Origin of the sequence: Niallia endozanthoxylica (genome assembly GCF_008710145.1) — a bacterium.
Taxonomy (GTDB): domain Bacteria; phylum Bacillota; class Bacilli; order Bacillales; family Cytobacillaceae; genus Bacillus_BD; species Bacillus_BD endozanthoxylica.
Window position 1 is genome coordinate 85,602 of sequence record NZ_VYKL01000018.1, and the last position, 18,338, is coordinate 103,939.

The following is an 18,338-nucleotide window of genomic DNA, read 5'->3' on the forward strand; positions in this document are numbered from 1 at the left end:
TTCCTGCATTCGTTGGTATATAAGATTCAACAAAAAGGGTACTTGTCCTTCTTTAAGGATAGTACCCGTTTAACAAAACCTTCCTCTGTTAATTTTTTCTCAAATCTACATTTGTCGTTTCTGCAAAAGTCAAACCCTTAGCGATCCACGGAAACCCCTGACAGAATAATAAGAATCTGCACCGTTGTGATAGACGAAAACATGACCGAAGCGATAATCGCAAAAAAGGGCACCGCCGAGCTCCCTAATATCAGAGGGTGTTTGCACCCAGCTCGATGTTTTTTTATCGAAATTTTCAATTTTTTGCAACTCTCGATATTGTTCCTCTGTTAACATGTCAATGCCTATCTCAGCTGCCATATCCATTGCGCTAGTTTCTGGTTTATGTTTTTTCCTTGATTCCAGTGCTTCACGGTCGTAACAAACACTTCTGCGGCCTTTAGGAGTTTCTGCTGAAAAATCACAAAAAATATATTCATCCTTCTTTTCATCATACTCAATAACATCTGGTTCACCACCAGTTTTTTCCATTTCATTTAGCGACCAAAGTTTTTCTAGATTAACTTCCAATCTTGCTTGGACTTTAGCCCATTCAAGCTCTTTATGGCGATGCATATTTTTCTCAAAACGAGCTTTCAATACATGAAGTAACTCTTCACTTTGTTCTCGTGTCAGCTCTTTTTTATTGCTGACTTCATTACTATTTGTCATGTCATTTTCTCCTTCCGAATACACATTCAGTTTAAGTATATATTAATAATTTTTCTATATTAAATACTGTACATAAGTTACTATAACACAATAAAAAATTTCCAATATTGAAAAGGTTATAATTGAAGGTATAATTAGAATACTGAACGTATCGTATCGATGATAATACCGGCCTATAGATTTACCAAAATTGTTTCATACAGCTGGTCACATCCTATGGGATAGGGATAGTTCATTGTATTTCACTTATTAACTATTGGCATTGGTGGTCTTCACCGAATAACAAGTTCAGTGAAGATAAAATATCACCGCAAGTAACTTTTTATTAATATTAGTAGATTAGGAAGGTGCCATAAGTGCTTAGCAGAATAGCGATTTATTTAGTTGGATTGGCCATCAATGCATTAGGAATTGCCTTGACCATTTTTTCCGCAGCGGGAGTAGGATCTTGGGATGCTGCAGCTATTGGAATGAACAATTATTTCGGATTAACAATTGGGACTTGGACCGTTGCCATACAAGTCTTGATTGTACTGATGACGAAAGTCGTTGAAAGAAAAAGATTTCAATATGGATCGATGCTTGCGATCATCCTCCGTAGTATATTTTTAGACCTCTGGATATTCCTTTTATTTGATCGGATGGAAATTCCATCTTCCTTTCTTATCCAGTGGTTGGTTTTTCTGTTCGGAACCCTTGCTATCGGAGTTGGAATCGGTATCTACATTGAAGCAAAGTTTCCTAAGTCTCCTGTCGATGGGCTAATGTTAGCTTTACACAATCGATTCGATTGGAGTATTAACGTTTCCCGAATAGTTGTTGAATTAACCGGTACGTTATTAGGCTTTATACTTAGCGGTCCGGTAGGATTAGGAACGTTAATCATTGCTTTGTTTGTAGGGAAAATAATCCAAACTGTTAATAGCAAAGTAAAAATGGTGTTAAATCAAGAAAGAATGACTGTTTTCAAAGAACGGCCTTCCGAACAAAATATATGAGACTATTAGCGAAAAAATCAAATTGATTTGATAAACAATAAAGCCCGAAGTGTATCGAAACAAACTCGTTGTTTCAATACATTTCGGGAACTACACTAGCACCTATTTATATTTTCCCTATTACTTACACCTGTAGATTTTAACCGCTTCCCCACTATAGAGAGTAGAAATAGAATGATAAGTATGCTATATTGGGTGGAAAAATTGGAGGGATTCCATGGTTGCCAGATGGCTAGCGGTTAATATCGTAACGGTCATTACCATCCTATTATGGAGCAGCATATATCAAGGCTATGGCTCTAACACGATTATGATAGGAAAAGTGGCCGCACAAGTATCCTTTATTCTATTTTTAGTGAACCTCAATATGTATTTTGTATTTCTATTCATACGAAAAAGCAAAAAAAGAACGATAAAGGTAAAGTTTGCTCAAATCTCTAAACGACTGATGACATTTCATATTCCCGTAGCCGTTTCTGCTTCGCTCCTTGTTTTCATACATATTATCACAATGATTTACGGAAAATGGGGACATTTATGGGGACAAAAAACAATTAGCGGAATAGTTACATTCAGCCTTCTTCTCCTTTTATTATTTAGCGGGTTTTTGAGAAAAAAGAAAGCAACTGGAAAAAGAAGAAGGTTTCATTATAAAACGGCATTCGTCTTCTTTGGATTATTAATTTTACATATTTTCATATAAATGAAACACAGTATGTCGGCAATCTTCCTTATTAATTTTAGTTTTAAAAAGGAAGATTGTGGTGCGACTGCTTGTTTTGTATATAGTTTGTACAAGCAGCCCTCGGTCCCAGCCAACCCACTATCCATTTAAGAATATGTTCAGTGTTTTTAGTCGGCTAATCTGTATACTCTTTTTTCGTTTATGCATTCTGAATGTAACTTCCCAATTGATTCTAAATAAATACATCTTATAATCGTGGACATGACGGGACTATAGCCTAACACGCTGCTCGTTTTTCTGTAAATCTCTTGCGTCATTTGACCTGCTGTTTTTTCTTCGTTTTGAAGGGAACCTATTATTTGCTCCATACGATATTGGTGACCAGATTTAATTTTTTTTATTTGTTTATTTAGACTTTCCATTAATTTACCATGACCGGGAAGCGCAAGCTGAATCGAATATTCCTTTATTTTTTCTAAAGAATCAAAATAACTCATTAGTGGGTTCACATCGCTCGGTGATTCGAGTAAGATAACCGGAGATAGATGGTCCATTATATGATCACCTATCACCATTATTTTTCGTTCATGGTTATAGAAACTAAAATGGTCTGGGGAATGTCCCGGAGTCCAAACGGTTTCATACAGTTCCTTTCCTAACATTATATATTGGTTATCTTCCAAGAGTTCATCCGGTTCAAATTCATAGGCATACATCATCTGTTCTTCTAAGGCTATCGGATTCTCAATAACCGTTTGATAAAACCTAAGACTATCATGTTCTTGAAAAAGATTAATCACCCAATCGGTGTAAACACCTTTTCTCCTTTGATTCATTTCCTCATAACCGAGTCTCGAAATGACAACAGGCACATGGTGCTTTTCCTGAAACCATTTAGCGAAGCCGATATGATCAATATGAAAATGGGTTAGCACGATTTTTTCTATTTTAAATCCTGATGCAATTAAATCTTCCCAAATCCCTATTCCTTCTTGTGTAAAAAGGCCAGTATCAATAAGAGTAAACCCTTTTTCTCCCCGAAATAAATAACAATTAACCTGCTTCATCAAAGGAATAGGAATCGATACTAAATAAATATCTTTTGTAACTTCTTTTATGATTGGCCGTGATTTTTTCATTCAATATAACATCCTTTTCCCTTAATTCTTACGTCTTCGTTGCTCTCTCATATACTAAAATAGGCTTAGCATAGCCTAATTAAATTTGCTGATTCGTTTAATAGGATCATCATTAATCCCCTGTTATCTGTCATATCCATTCTTAATAATATATCATCAATACTATTTTAAATTTTCTGTATTTTAACTATAATACATATTCTATATCATTTGTACCTACACTATGTAGTAATAATAATATTTTTTTCCGTAAATTCTTGTAAAATGTCTGACTTTTTTAAGAAATGGAATCTATTTTTAGATTTGTACGGAAAAGAAAAAAGTGTCAGCACCATCCTATTTCTAGATAATGCTGACACTTTATGTTCCGTTTTATGTAATAAAACTCAAGCACCTGCTGAATCAGGTTTTATTCGGGAATGTCTTATACCGAGCAGTAAAATGATGACACCTGCCACAATAAATACGAGAATCAGTGTTGTGAAATGCTCTGGATCGAAATGGCTGCCAAATACCAAACCAAGGGAAACAGCAGAAAGTATCGAGCCAATGTGGCGGCACATTTGAAATAATCCAGTTGAAACTCCCACCACAGAGGCTGGACTGGCTTGGAGCATGGCAGATTGTAACGTAACATTTCCAAAACTGCAGCCTGCCGAAATGAGAGATATAATTATGGCCATGACGATCACTGGTACATGATGAAAGAAGATCCAAAGCAATACACTGCCGATAACGATTAATAGATTTCCCGTGAAAATAGGTAAGTGAACCCCCACTTTGTCAATCCAGCGGCCAATTAAAGGTGCTGTAATGATTCCTGTTCCTGTCACAAAAAGCATTAACAAGCCGCTGTAACCGACGCTTAAATTCAGTCCATCCTGAAAATAACTCGGTAATCCAAAAAATAAACCATAATAAATAAAGTTCACAACAATATATTGCATAAACACTAAAGATAATTTGGGGTTCTTACGAAATAAACGAATATCGATAAAGGGAACTTTTGTTTTCCATTCGTGCCAGCAGAACAATAAGATGAAAATAACCGCAATTACCCCTGATACGTAATCCACCTTTGTTTTAAAGGATAATAAAAACAAGAGAAGTCCAATAACCCCAATCGAGAAGAACAGGATACCTAATACATCCATTTTTTGAATAACGTCACTTAGTGGTAACTTCTTTCTCATTTCATCCTTAGGCAAGACAAACCATCCTAGTAAAAAGCATACAAACAGAACAGGGATATTAACTAAAAAGATGGCCGGCCAATCTCCCCATGCAATGAGAACTCCGCCAATGGTGGGTCCAAGTGCTGCCATCGTTGACATGACTAAAGCAAGGAAACCAAGTGCCGCACCTTGTCTCTCTTGAATATGATCACGTATCATGCCAATTCCAGCAGGATAAATGGACCCGCTGCCGACTGCTTGAAACAATCGCATAATCAATAACAGAGCAAATGCTGGGGCAAAAGGAGCACCAATAGCAGATATAGCAACTAATAGCAGCCCACACAGAAACATCTTCCTTCTTCCAATGAGATCACCAAGTTTCCCAGCTATCGGCTGTGTCACTGCACTCGCTAAATAAAAAGAGGAAATTAACCAAGAAACCGTTACATAGGATAATCCAAAATCCTTTTGAATATTATGAATTGCCAGTGCAATCATAGAGGAATTAAGAGGATTCAACATCGCTCCTGCCGATACTGCTGTTAAAAACAATCCCCGGCTTTTACGCCAATCTTTCATTTAGACACCTACTATTTCAATTTCAAAATGAACCGGTACAGAAAATAACAACCTGTACACGATATAAAAGAGTAACAGGCCCATCCAGTTTCCGGATAGCGCCTGTCATCTATTAGTATACTATTATATAATATTTTGAGTAGTCTAACAAATCTGTCTTTTATTTAAGCTTTGTTAGTGAGCCATGTTGATAAGCCGGATTTTTGACGCATCCGTGAAAAAACATTTCATACAGTTGCTCCAGCGTAATGATTCATTATTATGCTAACAATGCCCTTCTTCATTTTTAGCTATCTCTTTGACTTTTTCTCCTAAAACCACTTCGGGATTAAACGTTAATGCTTGCTCTGTCATCCGTTTGATTAACTGTTCCCTTAGATAGGGGTCATGGCTCCTACATCCCATATCATCTTTTCAGGATAAACATGAACTTTCCCGCCTAGTTGATTTTGATATTCAATAATCTTCGTTTTCATTTCACGTAAACCGCTATAAAAGGATGAGAACAAGCCTGCAGGTCCCCCGCCAATAATTGTCACGCCAAAAATTTCTGTCTCATTCATTTGAAAATCTCCTCCATATGAAATATTCATGCGGTTTTATATCCGATCACTTTACTAGTTGGGGTATTATAGAAATCATATAATTGATAATGATTATCAATATGGTATTTATTATATTAGCTTAATCTGAATATTTTTTGAATGGACAATTATTAAAATAATTAGGGAGGGACCTAGGGTTCACTTGAACCAAAGATAAAAAAGGAAGTTCCACAACGATTTTACTATCGTTGTGGAACTTTCCTTTTTTCATCTTCCTTTTTTTCGATTTTGTTCTTTGATAAATTTTCTCGCGTTTTTCATGCTGCCTATGCTATTAAACATTTCATTTATTTTTTCTTTTTCAATCATTTTAGAATTTAAGCCTTCATACTTCGTTTCTTTTTTAAGCTTCCTATAACTTTCCAGCCTTTCAGATGAAAGTGTTCCATCTTTAATGGCTTTTTGCACGGCACAATTTGGCTCATTCTTGTGCGTACAGTCATTAAATCTGCAATCAGAAACTAGTTGATCGATATCAGCAAAGGATTTTGTTAAGTTGGCATTGATAATCCCAAGTTCTCTCATACCCGGAGTGTCAATCACAACACCTAACCTCGGCAACAGTATCAGTTCACGCCTTGTAGTAGTGTGCCTGCCTTTATCATCATTTCTTATTTCATTTGTATCTAATCGATTTTGACCGAGCAAACAATTGATTAAAGTCGACTTTCCCACTCCTGATGATCCGATAAACGCTACCGTCTTACCACTAGAAAGATATTTTTTTAGTGGTTGATACCCTTCATCAGACGTACTTGTTGTCACAAGCACCTCTACACCTACGGCAATAGAAGAAATGTCAGTAAGCTTTGCTTCTATATTCTTACATAGATCCGATTTTGTAAGGACAATAATCGGTATAGCACCACTGTCCCAAGCAATAGAAAGGTAACGCTCAAGTCTACGAAGATTATAATCATTGTTTAATGACATACAGATAAAAACGATATCTATATTTGCCGCAACAACCTGAATATCTTTCTTAGAACCTGCCACCTTACGTGAAAAAACACTTCGTCGTGTAAGTACATGGTGAATCATTCCGTTTCCCGATGAATTATCTGTTCGATCAATCATAACGAAATCTCCAACAGCAGGATATTCAGAACGTTCTTTTACACGATAGCGAAATTTCCCTGAAATTTCACCTGAAATCTCACCATTTTCCGTCAGCACCTTATATAAATTTTTATATTGAGATGAAACCCGACCAATAAAGAGATTCGTATATATTGTAGACTCCTGTATTAATTCTTCAGTTAGTCCTAAATTTTTCATATCAATTTTGTTCAACTTCATTTCCTCCTAAAGTTTAGATCATAACCTTTGGGAGGTTCTATGCATGAATTATTTTGCACAACCCTCCCCGTTTGTTACAATCTCAAAACTTTGCTTGCTATTCATAAAAACAACATCTCCTTTCCAATACTTATAAGTTATACTATATCACATATTCAACTAATATTAATGAAGCCTCTAGACATAGATTCCCTCTGATAGTCGCCTTGCCTCTTCCTAAGGCTTAAAAGTTTTGTTGCAAAATTTTGATAAACCTTACTCCGTTGAAGGATAAAAGGAGGGATACCTCCTTGTCATCTATCCCTTCCTTTTCACCTGATAAAATCTTTGATTTCATAGAGAAACATTTAATGATAGAGTTCTAAGTTCATTTCCTTGACTCTCAATAAAACCAGTTAAACGGAATTAAACATTATTGAAAAATATAAAAAAGGCTGCCTCTTCGGTGGTAGGCAGCCTTGCGTGGAAACGTTCAAACATTGAAAAATGGTAACGTCTTTATTTGCTATATTGTATTTTGATTGAAAATGATTGCAGCTTACAAAGAAATATAAAACAATTATATCGATTCTTTTATTTAGTTTCTTCTCGCAAGATTCTGATAATGAAAAGATGAGAGCGCTTACTATTACTTTTTCAAATGCTTATTTAATTTTTCCTAATCCTCGTTACAAATCTCTTTACGTTGAATCTAATTCGTTAATACGATGGAAAATCCATAATCAATATTATCTATTTTTCTTATCGTAATCTTTTGGTTTTTTCATTAGCATCAATAGGGTTGTAACGAAACATATCAGTAGAATAATATTTAAGCTCCAACCGAAACTGTCAATATACTCCATTCCCTTTCCTCCTCAGATGTATTTTTATTACTTTAACATAATTTTTTAGGGAATGGTTTGTTTTCTACAAAAGAAGATAGAATGTTACAATTTTTCCTAAAATATTTAACATTTTCTTCGGCTTGTCTAATTTGATTAGGTATATATTCATCAGATTCAAGTTTATTCAGTGTAATAAAGCTAAATTTCCATGATTTTATCTGCTGTATTTGTTACCCAATCCGTGAACGGTTTTCCTATTAATTCAGAACTTAATCTTGCTGCAACTTCAATGAATTTATCTAAATCTTCTTTAGGCATCTTTTTTAATATAGAAATGATCTGTAAGTCTGTTGCCGAAACATGTTTAGATAAAAAATCATGTATGTATTGTTGGCCATTTACTGTTAATGAAATTTCTCTAATGCGTGCATCTTCTCCATTATCTATATCAACCAAGTGTTGATCTTTCAGTTTAATAAGTTGACGATATATATTTGAAATATTTGTTTGTGCTATAAAGGAAAGTTCCGACATATTCATTTTATTTTCGAAATATAAAATCCAAAGAATTCTAAAACCAGGAACAGCTAAACCGTAATGTTTTATCTTTTTTTTCAAATCATCTTCGAGTAATAAAAAAAGACCTCTAACAAAGCTAAAAACTAAATGACTTTTAGCAATAAATTCCTTACCTGACTCCATTTTTATGCTCCTTACTGAAAATCAAAGTATACTCATTGTTCCCACCTCAAAAGCCTTTAAACAATTTCTGCTTATAAAAAAGCATTCTTTTCCTTTTTTGAAAATCTCATTAATAATGACCAAAAAACAAATAATATCTTTGCATACGCAAATAATATCTTAAAGAAATAAATGGCGAACGCAAATAATGTAAAAACAGAAAAAAATAGGAGCTAAATGAATATGGTATTAAAAAAACAAGTGTTAATTAATATCACAATGGTTTTACTGTCATGGTTATCTTTATCCTTTTATGGCAGAGGTAATATAAAAAAATTTCTTCCTGCATCGGTACTTGTGGTTCTTTTAGAAGCCTGGAATGTTCAAATGGCGAAAAAACAAAAATGGTGGGTTTTTTACAATAAACCAAAATCCTATATTTTTGGCGAATTTTCTTTTAATATTGGGCCCTTTCTTGTAGTATCCTTGTGGATATTAAAGTGGACTTACGGAAACTTCAAACAGTTTTTATTACTTAATGCCTTTATACATGCGTTTTTCGTTTTTATTATCATGAGAGTAATGGATAAAATAAAACTCGTTAAACTTGTTCGATTGAATGAATTTCAATTTTTCTTCTATTTCTTTTATAAGGCATTTTTCTTATATGCATTTCAATACATGATTGATAAGAGCAAAAAATTCGCAAGTTTTTATTTACCTATTTTTCAAGTGAATAAATAACAAAATCAGACATTAGACATGTTTTCCATCAAAGGAAAAAAGGCCTCCACACGTGAAGGCCTTTTTTCTTTAAACTAATGTCATAAGGGACCCGCCGATTGCTCCTGTCACAACGACAACCCATGGTGGCAGCTTCCAATATACTAACATACTAAAAAGAATAGCTGCGAATGCAAAATCAATCGGAGAAAGGATGGAGCTGGTCCATATAGGTTGATAAAATGCGGCAATTAAAATCCCAACAACTGCAGCATTTACTCCCATTAACGCCCCTTTTATTTTCGGGTTGCGACGCAATGAATCCCAAAATGGTAAAGTACCTAGGATAAGCAAGAAGGCTGGCAAGAAAATAGCAATGGTTGCGAGTATTCCACCTGCCCATCCATTCATAACCGCTCCAAGGTATGCAGCAAATGTAAATAAAGGACCAGGAACAGCTTGGGCCGCACCGTATCCAGCTAAAAACTCGTCTTTGCTCAGCCATCCAGTAGGGACAAATTCCCGTTCAAGCAATGGTAAAACCACATGTCCACCACCAAAAACTAAAGAACCCGAACGATAAAAACTGTCAAACAGGGCAATCCAATGTAAAGAAGTGACCTCTCTCAAAATAGGCAAAAGAAACAATAAGCTAAAAAATAAAATTAAACAAATAGCCGCGAACTTTTTAGATATTGGAAATTGTATTTTTGCATCATTATTTTCAGTATGTTGTCTATAAAGAAGAAAGCCAATGAAGGCAGATAGGATGATTATGCCAACTTGAGTAAATGCGGTCTGCCACATAAGCGTTCCAACTAATGCAAATAAAGCAATGGCTTTTCTTTTTAAATCAGGAGTTAGATTTTTCGCCATCCCCAATATAGCATGTGCGACAACGGCCACTGCGACCATTTTTAAACCATGAATCCAGCCCGCATTTCCCACATCCATTCCTTGGAGAATGAGTGCAAAAATAATCAGTGCAATAACAGAGGGAAGGGTAAATCCAATAAAAGAAACAATACCTCCTAAAATACCTCCTCGCACCACTCCAATCCCAATTCCTACTTGACTGCTGGCCGGACCAGGCAAGAATTGACATAGAGCGACTAAATCAGCATAACTTTTTTCATCCATCCACTTTCTTCTACGAACATATTCATTATGAAAGTAGCCAAGATGTGCAATGGGTCCCCCAAAAGATGTTAGTCCCAGCCTAGTTGAAACCATAAGAATCTCTAGAAGAGACTTAAAACCTCGTTTCTCCTTGTTGTTCTTCATTATATCTCCCTTTCCTACTCTTTAATTTCTTTAAAAAGTTCATATGCCTTATTCCTTGCTTCATTCAGAACCTTATTTCCTTTTTCTGTGGTTGAATAATACTTTCGAATTTTCCCCTCTACATTCCTTTCTTCTTTAATAAGGAGCCCATCAGACTCCATCGAGTGAAGAATGGGATAGAGGGTGCCTGAACTGATGTTATAGCCATGTTCTTTCAGTTCCTCAAGCATCCAAACACCAAAAATAGGATGTTCCTTTGCATGATGTAAAATGTGTATTTGAATGAAACCAAGAAATAATTTCCGAAGAACCTTTTCTTCCAAGTTTTCACCTCCAAATAATATTGAACTTCGATATCGGTTTTCGATATCAGAAGTATAACATTATACATATTATGATAACCAGAGTGAAAGAATAACATTTACATAATCTTTACATTTTGAACTTCTCTATCCCTTTTAAATTATTTACGTAACAGGTTGTTTTTCCTCATTCTTATCGAAGTCCTTAAAACTTGCATAAATGATTACAATAAACACACACTAGCACTAAAAAGGTGGTGGCAGAATGAACAAGGATAACCATACTCCACAGGAATTTCAACATGACTTAAAGCGGGATTTAACTGGGAAAGCGAATCGCAAGGACATAAGTAATGTTGCTGAAAATGACCAGCAGCCAGACGGTGCGATTATTATTGGAGGCGGCGACCCAAATCTTTCGCCAGATGCAGGCAAGCCTCTTATCTAGAATGAGGCGTGGATGAGTTTCCTTGATGAAAGGAAACTCATCCATGCTTTTTGATTGCCTGTTCAGTTTATTCTGTGTACCAAAGTGGTTATTAATGGAATCAAGATACTTACCCCCTCGTCTCACGTCTCAAACGGTGTCTCAAGGAACTTCAACCACATAAGGCACTGTAACAACTTTACCATCATTTCTTTTGAATTGGGCCCAAACCTTGTATATTCCACTTTCCGGAAATTCTGTTTCGAAAAGTGCTTCAGGTCCGCTTCCCTGATTTTCCAAGGCGTGGACATGTAAATATCGTTCACCATCTTCAGATAAAACGACTACATGACCTATCGATCCAAGATAGGGTTCAAGGTCAGAAATTGGTTCTTTCGTGTCCCCCTCTGTTAAGGTGAATTTCATCGTAAGCTCCTTCTCAGCCTCTATACCTGGTTCAAAAGATAACGCTACACTCATTCCTTCAATTGTTTTCTCCAAGCTATGATCAACCGTGACAGCTTCCTCCTGTGCAGTCTCACCTTCAACGGTTACCCACTCCATTTTACTCATGGAGCTGCCGTCTGTTGGTTTGAAATATCTTAGCCAAAGAATAGCCCTCCTTAGTTGCATACAAATGACCATTTCTTGTTCTTTAAATGTTTAATACATAGAATGAAAATTTAGATAATGCGCAAAAAAATATCCTGTTTTTTACAATTTTAAGCAATGTATTTTTTCTTTTTTTCGTACAACTAAACCGTTCGAAACTATGTATACATAAGCAGACATAGAGGTAAGAGCAAGAACGGTGTCCCCCTTACGATTCGCATGAGAAGGTTCCCACTTCTACATCAAAGGTTTAAAGATACATCACACATTCATGACAAAATAAATTTTATCACTTTTGAGGACCGGTTCTACCGCCCTGATGGGTAATCTAATACCAGCTAGTTTTAAATCCAATGTTGCCAAAAGCTACGATTTCATGAGCACATTTTCTTCCTTACAGGTTCAATGTGGCATTGCCATCGTAAAGCAACTTATTCAAAATAATAAATGATCATTTAATATTAAAGACTTTATACAAAAGATAATTTTTTTGACCAAAAGTGTAAGTTTTCCATTGTTTTGTTAGTTCTTTCCACTGTTCAAAACGCTTTTTCAAAAGAACTTTATCCTTGTTTTGAAGAATATTTTTAACAGGAACTTTTTCTATTTTATTAAATTTCATTGCTTTTCTCGCAATAACCATCGCTGCGCTTTCATGGGAACTAATTCCATGTTTTTTCATGAATTTATGATGTCCGATTTGGCTTGTGTACGCAGGGTTAATTTTCATTGCTTGGACTCCTGCCATCGCACATTTGCTTTTCAATATTCTCTTATAAGAAGAATAAGCAAAACCACTTAATAAATGGGCTTGTTTAGTAGACATTTCTTTTAGTTGCTTCTATTTCTTATGAAAATCTAAATTTTCATAAGAAATAGGCTTTTGTTTCTTCAATGCATACTCCATAACTACTTTCAAAGCTTGACTCAAACTTTGCTCCGCTTGTTCACTTGATACATGGTATGCATGGAAAGGAACTTGAAAGGAGTGAAGATAATTTCCGAAACGGTCCACTTCTGTAACAGCTAGGAGGTTTACATTGAAGTCTATTCCAATATATCCACTTCCTTGTATTGTTTTTATCTCGGAAGCATCTACATCCACTGTCGTATTCAAATACCATTGGTTATTATTTCGAATGAATTTACATGTCAAAGCTCGATAATAATTGACTTTGCTTCCTTTTCCTTTTGTATAACCAACCGTTGGAACTTTTGCTTTATCAATTTGTTCTTGACCATAAGGAAACGTCACGTTAGGTAGAACGATATGTTTTCCGTAAACTTCTTCCTCTTTTGTATTAACTCGAATACGGATATTGTTTTCCAAATCATATGTACAAGTTTGATTTCCAAATGTTTCATCTTTAGAACCCACAAAAGTAAATTGAGCACTTCTTGCATTTTGCCATTCTTTTTTCCATTCTTTAAAAGATAATTTGTTTTCTTCTAAATGAAATTGTTTATGAAACAAATCTTTGGAACCAAAACATAAACGAACAACTTTGTTTTCTATATCTTTGTTTCATTTTTCTAATTTTAACTTTAAAGAATGCAATTTCCTTTTCTTCTGGTGAATATGTTGTCGTAATTTGCGATATCTATCTACCTTTTTAAAAAAGTTTCTTTCATTGCCTTTCATCTTTATTAAAGATTGATGTTGTTTTTCTTTTTGTTCCCATTTTCGATTGATAGTAGATTCTGTTTTTTCTATTCTCCCCTTTAAATTCTCTATATGAAGGAGATTTAATTCCTGTACAGAGGAAACGCGTCCGTCCAATTGTTTTTTGATGCTGTTGTATTGTCTAGAAGTAAGATTGTATGCAGCACAATATAACTTTTTTAATGGATTTGATGTTTTTTTTACCCACATATAAATCAACAAAAAGTTTCCGTTCCAGTTTCCCGAATTCGCGTGCATAATCTTGAAAATATTCATAAACAGGGATCATATTATCATTTGAAAGAACGATTGGTTCGTTCTTTATTTTCGTTTGATAAGTTTTGAACATCCACAATCGTCTCCTCAAATGTTTTTTTTAATTCCTGATGTTTTTTACTGCTTAAACCATACAACTTTCCAGAAAAACTAGAAATAATACTAATCAAATCGTCGGCTAATTCTTCTTGAACTGTTTTATTCGTTTTGTCGTCATCGAATACATGGATCGTTACATGATGACTGTCGAAGTATTCTTCTAAATAACCATAACCAAAACGGGTTAAACGGTCTTTATAACGAATAGCTATATCGGTTATTTCTTGATTTTTTGCTAATTCCATTAACTTTAGTAAACCTTTTCGTTTATCGTTTAATCCGGAACCGACATCAGTAATAACCTCAGTTGTTGAAAAATTAGATTCTACTTTTTCCTTTAAAAAATTGACTTGCCTTTCCAAATCTCCTTTTTGTTTTTGTTCAGAGGAAGAAACTCTTGCATATATTGTTATTTTTCTATTTGAAACATTTGAAGTCTTATCTTTTCCCATTAATCTTTCGACTTCGCTCAAAGGTATTCTTCTGCGTCCACCAGGTGTTCGTATAATTCTTATTTTCCCTTCGTTATCCCAACGTTGAATAGTTTTTGTTGTAAAACCTAACAATTTTGTTGCTTCCTTCATTAATAATAATTTATCCATGAATATACCATACCAAATCAAAAAGCAGACTGTTAACTTATATCCATTTATATTACTTTATTTATATTTATTTAAATAACTGTTGTTGACCCTTTTGAACAAGATGAAAAACTTAAAAGTGAATTTTTTCCTTATTTTGAACGAATATTAGAGGCTGCAAAACTGTTACCTTCTTTCAACCTTTTGTTTACCATTTTGTAACTTCTTAATGCTCGAAAAGGAATATGATGAAATCATATCAAATCACACAAAACAATTGGGGGGCAACAAAGGTGAAAAAAATTGTAATGACTGGCATAGCAGCATTGATTTTCGGAAGTGCTTTTTTACAAACAGAAGAAGGATTTGCCCATAGTAGCGATGCACCTCATGTGGAAATGGTCCAAATGCAAGATTATATAACCGATGAGCTGGTAGTAAAAAATGTTTCCGAGTGGATGATGCTGGATAGTTATATTTCAGGGGGCGGAGATTACAAGGAAGGTGAGTATAAAACATTTATATATAAGAAACAAACCTATCGTTACCTATCAAAGGAAATCGACACAAAAAAGGAACTGATTGGTTATTTAAAAACGAGTTTAACAACAGATTATGCTGAACAGTACATCAGGAATAAAGGAATCATTGTTCATAAAGGAAAATTAGCCCAGTTAGAAGCAGACGGCGGCTCTCTCCTTCAATGGAATCATGCGGTCGCAGTCTATGACTCTACTACCGGGAATGAAAGAATCTATACGTTAACGGTTCCTATTGGAGATACAGGACAGCATGATGAATATCTTGTTTCGTTCCGATTTGATGAAAGGAAAGGCTGGAAAATTAGTAAAGCTCCTACCCTAGTTAATTGAAAACATAGGAGACATGGAATGTATGATTACCGGTACTGGTACGGTTGCGCATTTACAACCAAAATAGATAGTTATGGTTTTAAGAGCTGTAAAGGGGGAATTATCGATGTGATAAAAATAATAAATGCAAAAAGAACGGTTCATAAGCTGAAAACCTGTAAATCCAAACACTTCTATGAATATGTGATGAAACTAAACAATTGATAATGGAGGAATTTGAATGTCAATGTCTATCAGATTACCAAAAAACCTTTTGTTGATTCTTTCTTCTGTCATTCTGGGGTTTGCTCTTCTATTTACCCCTTTATTGAAAGCGGAAGCATCTGTTTCTTGGGGGCAGGAAGTAGTAGAAGTAGGAAAACGCTATATTGGAACAAAATTTAAGTGGGCTGGTAATACTCCTAAAGCAGGATTCGATGCGTCAGGATATACGCAGTATATTTTCAAAACTTCTGCCGCAAAAATGAATTTGCCACATTCATCGAAAGGTCAATATCAATTAGGTAAATCTGTGGAAAAGTCACAACTAAAGCAAGGAGATTTAGTCTTTTTTAATACGGATGGTAAAGGTATCTCCTTCGTGGGTATTTACGACGGGAATGGCAACTTTCTGGCTGCAACGTCAAAAGGAGTGAAATATCAATCACTTAATACCAAGTATTGGAAAGACCGTTATGTAGGAGCAAAACGTATATTAAAGGAATAAAAAACATCCAGATCAGTTAATTTACTTTTTTCCTACATTAACTATAGGATTTATCCACTCATTGTAAATTATTGATATTTAAGTATTTTTCATCAGGTTATCAAATAAAACACTTAAAATTACCTAGCTTTTTGAAATAAATTCCACAATTAGGGAAAAAGGATAGTTTATTCAACACCATTTTAAAAAATACGATGGAGTCATTCCAATATGGGCGGTAATTGAAGTTACATCTTTTGAAGATCTTTCCAAGCTATATAGACTTTTCCCATATTGGATTTCCATCAAATTAGAAAGAACTTTTAAAAAATGTAAATTTCTCCAGTTTTAATTGCTTTCACCTTTGAATTCACACTTGTTAATTCTAGTGAAGTTTTATCCCTTGAACAAGTTCTCCAAATGTTCCATTACCTATTCTTATTGTGAAAGTTCTTATTTCATCCGGTGTTCAACCAACAAGGAGCTGATAACTGTTTGAACACCGTTCATTGGCTGATGCCTCTTTTTGGGAATTCCTTCATTTTTTGTTCAATCAAATCAAGCTTTACGTGCGACCTTACATGATCCGCTAACAGATCAAATGCTTCTTCACGCAATTGGTTGAAGGAGACACGCTGATGAATCGGCTCCAATCCTTTTCTTTGACGAATCTGATTCAGCAGCTCCTTACGAAATTCATCATTATGAAAAATCCCATGAAAGTAAGTACCAATGATTCTTTCATCTGCGGTTTTACAGCCATCTAATCGGCTTTGTGTATCAATTAGTCCCCGAGATTCTCGGGTCGTCCACGTTTCTCCCATATGAATCTCATAACCTGACACGTTGAAATGTTTGCAGTTAAAGTGTAAGAGTCCGTTTGATGACACGGTCGTCTTGTCTTTTGTAATGATCGTCCTGATGGGCAGTAAGCGGAGACCTTTGATTTCTTGGTGAAGGGACTCAATGGCAAACGGATCCTCGATTTTTTCACCAAGCATTTGATAGCCGCCGCAGATTCCAAATAGAAGAGATTCGTTCTTTTGCTGCAATTCCACGATTTTCTCGGCGATACCACTTTTTCTTAAAAACAGCAAATCCTCAATCGTATTCTTGCTCCCAGGAAGAATCACTAAATCTGGGCTGTGTAATTGGTCTGCTCTTGTAATAAACCGGACATGGCAATCAGGTTCGGTAAAAAAGGGATCGATATCAGTAAAATTGGAGATTTTCGGATACTGAATCACCGCAATATCAAGTTCTTTTGCGGTATTTCGGACCGATGTATATTGATTTAATCTCACGGAATCCTCGGCATCAATGTTTAAATTTTCCAAATAGGGAATCACTCCCAGAACCAGTTTTCCTGTATATTCCTCAAACCATGTTAATCCAGATTCCAAAAGCCGTATATCACCGCGGAATTTATTGATGATGACACCGATGATTCGATCACGGTCATTAGGATCCATGAGCTGAAGGGTTCCTACTAAACTGGCAAAAACTCCACCTTTTTCGATATCCCCAATTAAAATCACAGGGGCGTCAGCCATTCTTGCAACCCGCATATTGACCATTTCCCTGTCATTCAGATTAATCTCGGCAGGACTGCCCGCCCCTTCAATGACAATCCGTTCGTACTTTTCTGATAGAACAGCAAGCGAGTTTTTAATAAGCTCAATACCCGTTTGAAAGAATTCCTTGCGATACGCACTGGCCTCCATATTTTTATACGGTTTTCCATGGACTACAATTTGGGATTGGTTATCTCGATTCGGCTTGAGCAGAATCGGATTCATATCAGTTGTCGCCTGAATCCCTGCCGCTTCGGCTTGGACTCCCTGTGCTCTTCCTATCTCTTTTCCATCCACTGTAATATAAGAGTTTAACGCCATATTTTGTGACTTAAAAGGAACCGTTTTATATCCGTCCTGGGCGAATATACGGCAAAAAGCCGTCACGACGACACTTTTGCCGACATCCGAATTGGTACCTTGAAACATCAATTTAAGAGTCTTAGCCATCTTCTTTGTACTCCTTACATTTCTTGATTTAATTTCCGACCAACCTAAAGCACCATTGACTCCTCTGAAATGTATTGTCATGAATCAC

20 protein-coding genes and 1 pseudogene are annotated in these 18,338 nt (G+C 35.4%); 7 read left to right on the forward strand and 14 right to left on the reverse strand.

What is annotated here, in order from left to right; all coding sequences use genetic code 11:
• Window positions 1–129: 129 nt before the first annotated feature.
• Window positions 130–711 carry a DUF4256 domain-containing protein gene (locus tag F4V44_RS11990; protein ID WP_150440255.1) on the reverse strand — a complete coding sequence of 194 codons (582 nt, stop codon included), beginning with the start codon at window positions 709–711 and terminating at the stop codon, window positions 130–132.
• 356 nt (window positions 712–1,067) lie between these two features.
• On the opposite strand from F4V44_RS11990, the gene F4V44_RS11995 reads away from it, so the two are divergent.
• Both F4V44_RS11995 and F4V44_RS12000 read left to right on the forward strand, forming a co-directional pair.
• Window positions 1,068–1,709 (forward strand): YczE/YyaS/YitT family protein, encoded by a 642-nt coding sequence (locus F4V44_RS11995; RefSeq protein ID WP_150440256.1) that lies wholly within the window; start codon window positions 1,068–1,070, stop codon window positions 1,707–1,709.
• A 217-nt stretch (window positions 1,710–1,926) separates the two neighbouring features.
• Window positions 1,927–2,412, forward strand: a complete 486-nt coding sequence (locus F4V44_RS12000; RefSeq protein ID WP_150440257.1) for a hypothetical protein — start codon at window positions 1,927–1,929, stop codon at window positions 2,410–2,412.
• A 149-nt stretch (window positions 2,413–2,561) separates the two neighbouring features.
• Here the strand turns inward: F4V44_RS12000 and F4V44_RS12005 are convergent, their stop codons facing one another.
• The 5 genes and pseudogenes from F4V44_RS12005 to F4V44_RS12025 form a co-directional block, all read right to left on the reverse strand.
• The gene (locus F4V44_RS12005) at window positions 2,562–3,533 is read right to left on the reverse strand and encodes an MBL fold metallo-hydrolase (protein ID WP_150440258.1); all 972 of its coding nucleotides are present in this window, start codon (window positions 3,531–3,533) and stop codon (window positions 2,562–2,564) included.
• Between the two features lie 386 nt (window positions 3,534–3,919).
• Window positions 3,920–5,290: an MFS transporter gene (locus tag F4V44_RS12010; RefSeq protein ID WP_150440259.1), complete on the reverse strand. Its 1,371-nt coding sequence runs from the start codon at window positions 5,288–5,290 to the stop codon at window positions 3,920–3,922.
• Window positions 5,291–5,563: 273 nt separating this feature from the next.
• Window positions 5,564–5,853, reverse strand: a pseudogene (locus F4V44_RS12015) (thioredoxin reductase); the annotation flags it as partial.
• 249 nt (window positions 5,854–6,102) lie between these two features.
• Window positions 6,103–7,188, reverse strand: a complete 1,086-nt coding sequence (gene rsgA / locus F4V44_RS12020; protein ID WP_150440260.1) for a ribosome small subunit-dependent GTPase A — start codon at window positions 7,186–7,188, stop codon at window positions 6,103–6,105.
• Window positions 7,189–8,219: 1,031 nt separating this feature from the next.
• Complete coding sequence (locus F4V44_RS12025; protein ID WP_150440261.1) at window positions 8,220–8,723, reverse strand: MarR family winged helix-turn-helix transcriptional regulator; 504 nt, start codon at window positions 8,721–8,723, stop codon at window positions 8,220–8,222.
• Between the two features lie 222 nt (window positions 8,724–8,945).
• Between F4V44_RS12025 and F4V44_RS12030 the strand changes: the two genes are divergently transcribed.
• Complete coding sequence (locus tag F4V44_RS12030) at window positions 8,946–9,446, forward strand: hypothetical protein (RefSeq protein WP_150440262.1); 501 nt, start codon at window positions 8,946–8,948, stop codon at window positions 9,444–9,446.
• 69 nt (window positions 9,447–9,515) lie between these two features.
• Here F4V44_RS12030 and F4V44_RS12035 read toward each other — a convergent pair whose 3' ends face one another.
• Window positions 9,516–10,709, reverse strand: coding sequence for a chromate transporter (locus F4V44_RS12035; RefSeq protein WP_150440263.1), 1,194 nt, complete (start codon window positions 10,707–10,709; stop codon window positions 9,516–9,518).
• Between the two features lie 14 nt (window positions 10,710–10,723).
• Window positions 10,724–11,032 (reverse strand): PadR family transcriptional regulator, encoded by a 309-nt coding sequence (locus F4V44_RS12040; protein ID WP_150440264.1) that lies wholly within the window; start codon window positions 11,030–11,032, stop codon window positions 10,724–10,726.
• A gap of 244 nt (window positions 11,033–11,276) precedes the next feature.
• Here F4V44_RS12040 and F4V44_RS12045 point away from each other — a divergent pair, with 244 nt between their 5' ends.
• Window positions 11,277–11,459: a hypothetical protein gene (locus tag F4V44_RS12045; protein ID WP_150440265.1), complete on the forward strand. Its 183-nt coding sequence runs from the start codon at window positions 11,277–11,279 to the stop codon at window positions 11,457–11,459.
• A 141-nt stretch (window positions 11,460–11,600) separates the two neighbouring features.
• On the opposite strand, the gene F4V44_RS12050 is transcribed toward F4V44_RS12045, so the two are convergent.
• The 5 genes from F4V44_RS12050 to F4V44_RS12070 form a co-directional block, all read right to left on the reverse strand.
• Window positions 11,601–12,071 (reverse strand): hypothetical protein, encoded by a 471-nt coding sequence (locus F4V44_RS12050; RefSeq protein WP_191090646.1) that lies wholly within the window; start codon window positions 12,069–12,071, stop codon window positions 11,601–11,603.
• Window positions 12,072–12,501: 430 nt separating this feature from the next.
• Window positions 12,502–12,780, reverse strand: coding sequence for a hypothetical protein (locus F4V44_RS12055; protein WP_150440267.1), 279 nt, complete (start codon window positions 12,778–12,780; stop codon window positions 12,502–12,504).
• 111 nt (window positions 12,781–12,891) lie between these two features.
• Window positions 12,892–13,524: a hypothetical protein gene (locus F4V44_RS12060; RefSeq protein WP_150440268.1), complete on the reverse strand. Its 633-nt coding sequence runs from the start codon at window positions 13,522–13,524 to the stop codon at window positions 12,892–12,894.
• 51 nt (window positions 13,525–13,575) lie between these two features.
• Window positions 13,576–13,932 carry a hypothetical protein gene (locus F4V44_RS12065; protein WP_150440269.1) on the reverse strand — a complete coding sequence of 119 codons (357 nt, stop codon included), beginning with the start codon at window positions 13,930–13,932 and terminating at the stop codon, window positions 13,576–13,578.
• 74 nt (window positions 13,933–14,006) lie between these two features.
• Window positions 14,007–14,690 carry an IS607 family transposase gene (locus tag F4V44_RS12070; RefSeq protein WP_150440270.1) on the reverse strand — a complete coding sequence of 228 codons (684 nt, stop codon included), beginning with the start codon at window positions 14,688–14,690 and terminating at the stop codon, window positions 14,007–14,009.
• Window positions 14,691–14,962: 272 nt separating this feature from the next.
• On the opposite strand from F4V44_RS12070, the gene F4V44_RS12075 reads away from it, so the two are divergent.
• The 3 genes from F4V44_RS12075 (at window position 14,963) to F4V44_RS28380 (ending at window position 16,578) form a co-directional block, all read left to right on the forward strand.
• Window positions 14,963–15,541, forward strand: a complete 579-nt coding sequence (locus F4V44_RS12075; protein WP_191090647.1) for a DL-endopeptidase inhibitor IseA family protein — start codon at window positions 14,963–14,965, stop codon at window positions 15,539–15,541.
• Window positions 15,542–15,761: 220 nt separating this feature from the next.
• On the forward strand, window positions 15,762–16,247 hold the full coding sequence (locus F4V44_RS12080; RefSeq protein ID WP_150440272.1) for a C40 family peptidase: 486 nt from the start codon (window positions 15,762–15,764) through the stop codon (window positions 16,245–16,247).
• A gap of 169 nt (window positions 16,248–16,416) precedes the next feature.
• A complete protein-coding gene (locus F4V44_RS28380; RefSeq protein ID WP_150440413.1) occupies window positions 16,417–16,578 on the forward strand; it encodes an Abi family protein in 162 nt (53 codons plus the stop codon).
• Between the two features lie 154 nt (window positions 16,579–16,732).
• On the opposite strand, the gene F4V44_RS12090 is transcribed toward F4V44_RS28380, so the two are convergent.
• Window positions 16,733–18,250 carry a cobyric acid synthase gene (locus F4V44_RS12090; protein ID WP_150440273.1) on the reverse strand — a complete coding sequence of 506 codons (1,518 nt, stop codon included), beginning with the start codon at window positions 18,248–18,250 and terminating at the stop codon, window positions 16,733–16,735.
• Between the last annotated feature and the right edge of the window lie 88 nt (window positions 18,251–18,338).

Bases quoted from the DNA above. Each gene is read 5' to 3' on its own strand.
- F4V44_RS11990 (WP_150440255.1), bottom strand. From the start codon at position 711: ATGACAAATAGTAATGAAGTCAGCAATAAAAAAGAGCTGACACGAGAA.
- F4V44_RS12000 (WP_150440257.1), top strand. From the start codon at position 1,927: ATGGTTGCCAGATGGCTAGCGGTTAATATCGTAACGGTCATTACCATC.
- F4V44_RS12005 (WP_150440258.1), bottom strand. From the start codon at position 3,533: ATGAAAAAATCACGGCCAATCATAAAAGAAGTTACAAAAGATATTTAT.
- F4V44_RS12010 (WP_150440259.1), bottom strand. From the start codon at position 5,290: ATGAAAGATTGGCGTAAAAGCCGGGGATTGTTTTTAACAGCAGTATCG.
- F4V44_RS12025 (WP_150440261.1), bottom strand. From the start codon at position 8,723: ATGGAGTCAGGTAAGGAATTTATTGCTAAAAGTCATTTAGTTTTTAGC.
- F4V44_RS12030 (WP_150440262.1), top strand. From the start codon at position 8,946: ATGGTATTAAAAAAACAAGTGTTAATTAATATCACAATGGTTTTACTG.
- F4V44_RS12035 (WP_150440263.1), bottom strand. From the start codon at position 10,709: ATGAAGAACAACAAGGAGAAACGAGGTTTTAAGTCTCTTCTAGAGATT.
- F4V44_RS12045 (WP_150440265.1), top strand. From the start codon at position 11,277: ATGAACAAGGATAACCATACTCCACAGGAATTTCAACATGACTTAAAG.
- F4V44_RS12050 (WP_191090646.1), bottom strand. From the start codon at position 12,071: ATGCAACTAAGGAGGGCTATTCTTTGGCTAAGATATTTCAAACCAACA.
- F4V44_RS12055 (WP_150440267.1), bottom strand. From the start codon at position 12,780: ATGAAAATTAACCCTGCGTACACAAGCCAAATCGGACATCATAAATTC.
- F4V44_RS12070 (WP_150440270.1), bottom strand. From the start codon at position 14,690: ATGGATAAATTATTATTAATGAAGGAAGCAACAAAATTGTTAGGTTTT.
- F4V44_RS12080 (WP_150440272.1), top strand. From the start codon at position 15,762: ATGTCAATGTCTATCAGATTACCAAAAAACCTTTTGTTGATTCTTTCT.
- F4V44_RS12090 (WP_150440273.1), bottom strand. From the start codon at position 18,250: ATGGCTAAGACTCTTAAATTGATGTTTCAAGGTACCAATTCGGATGTC.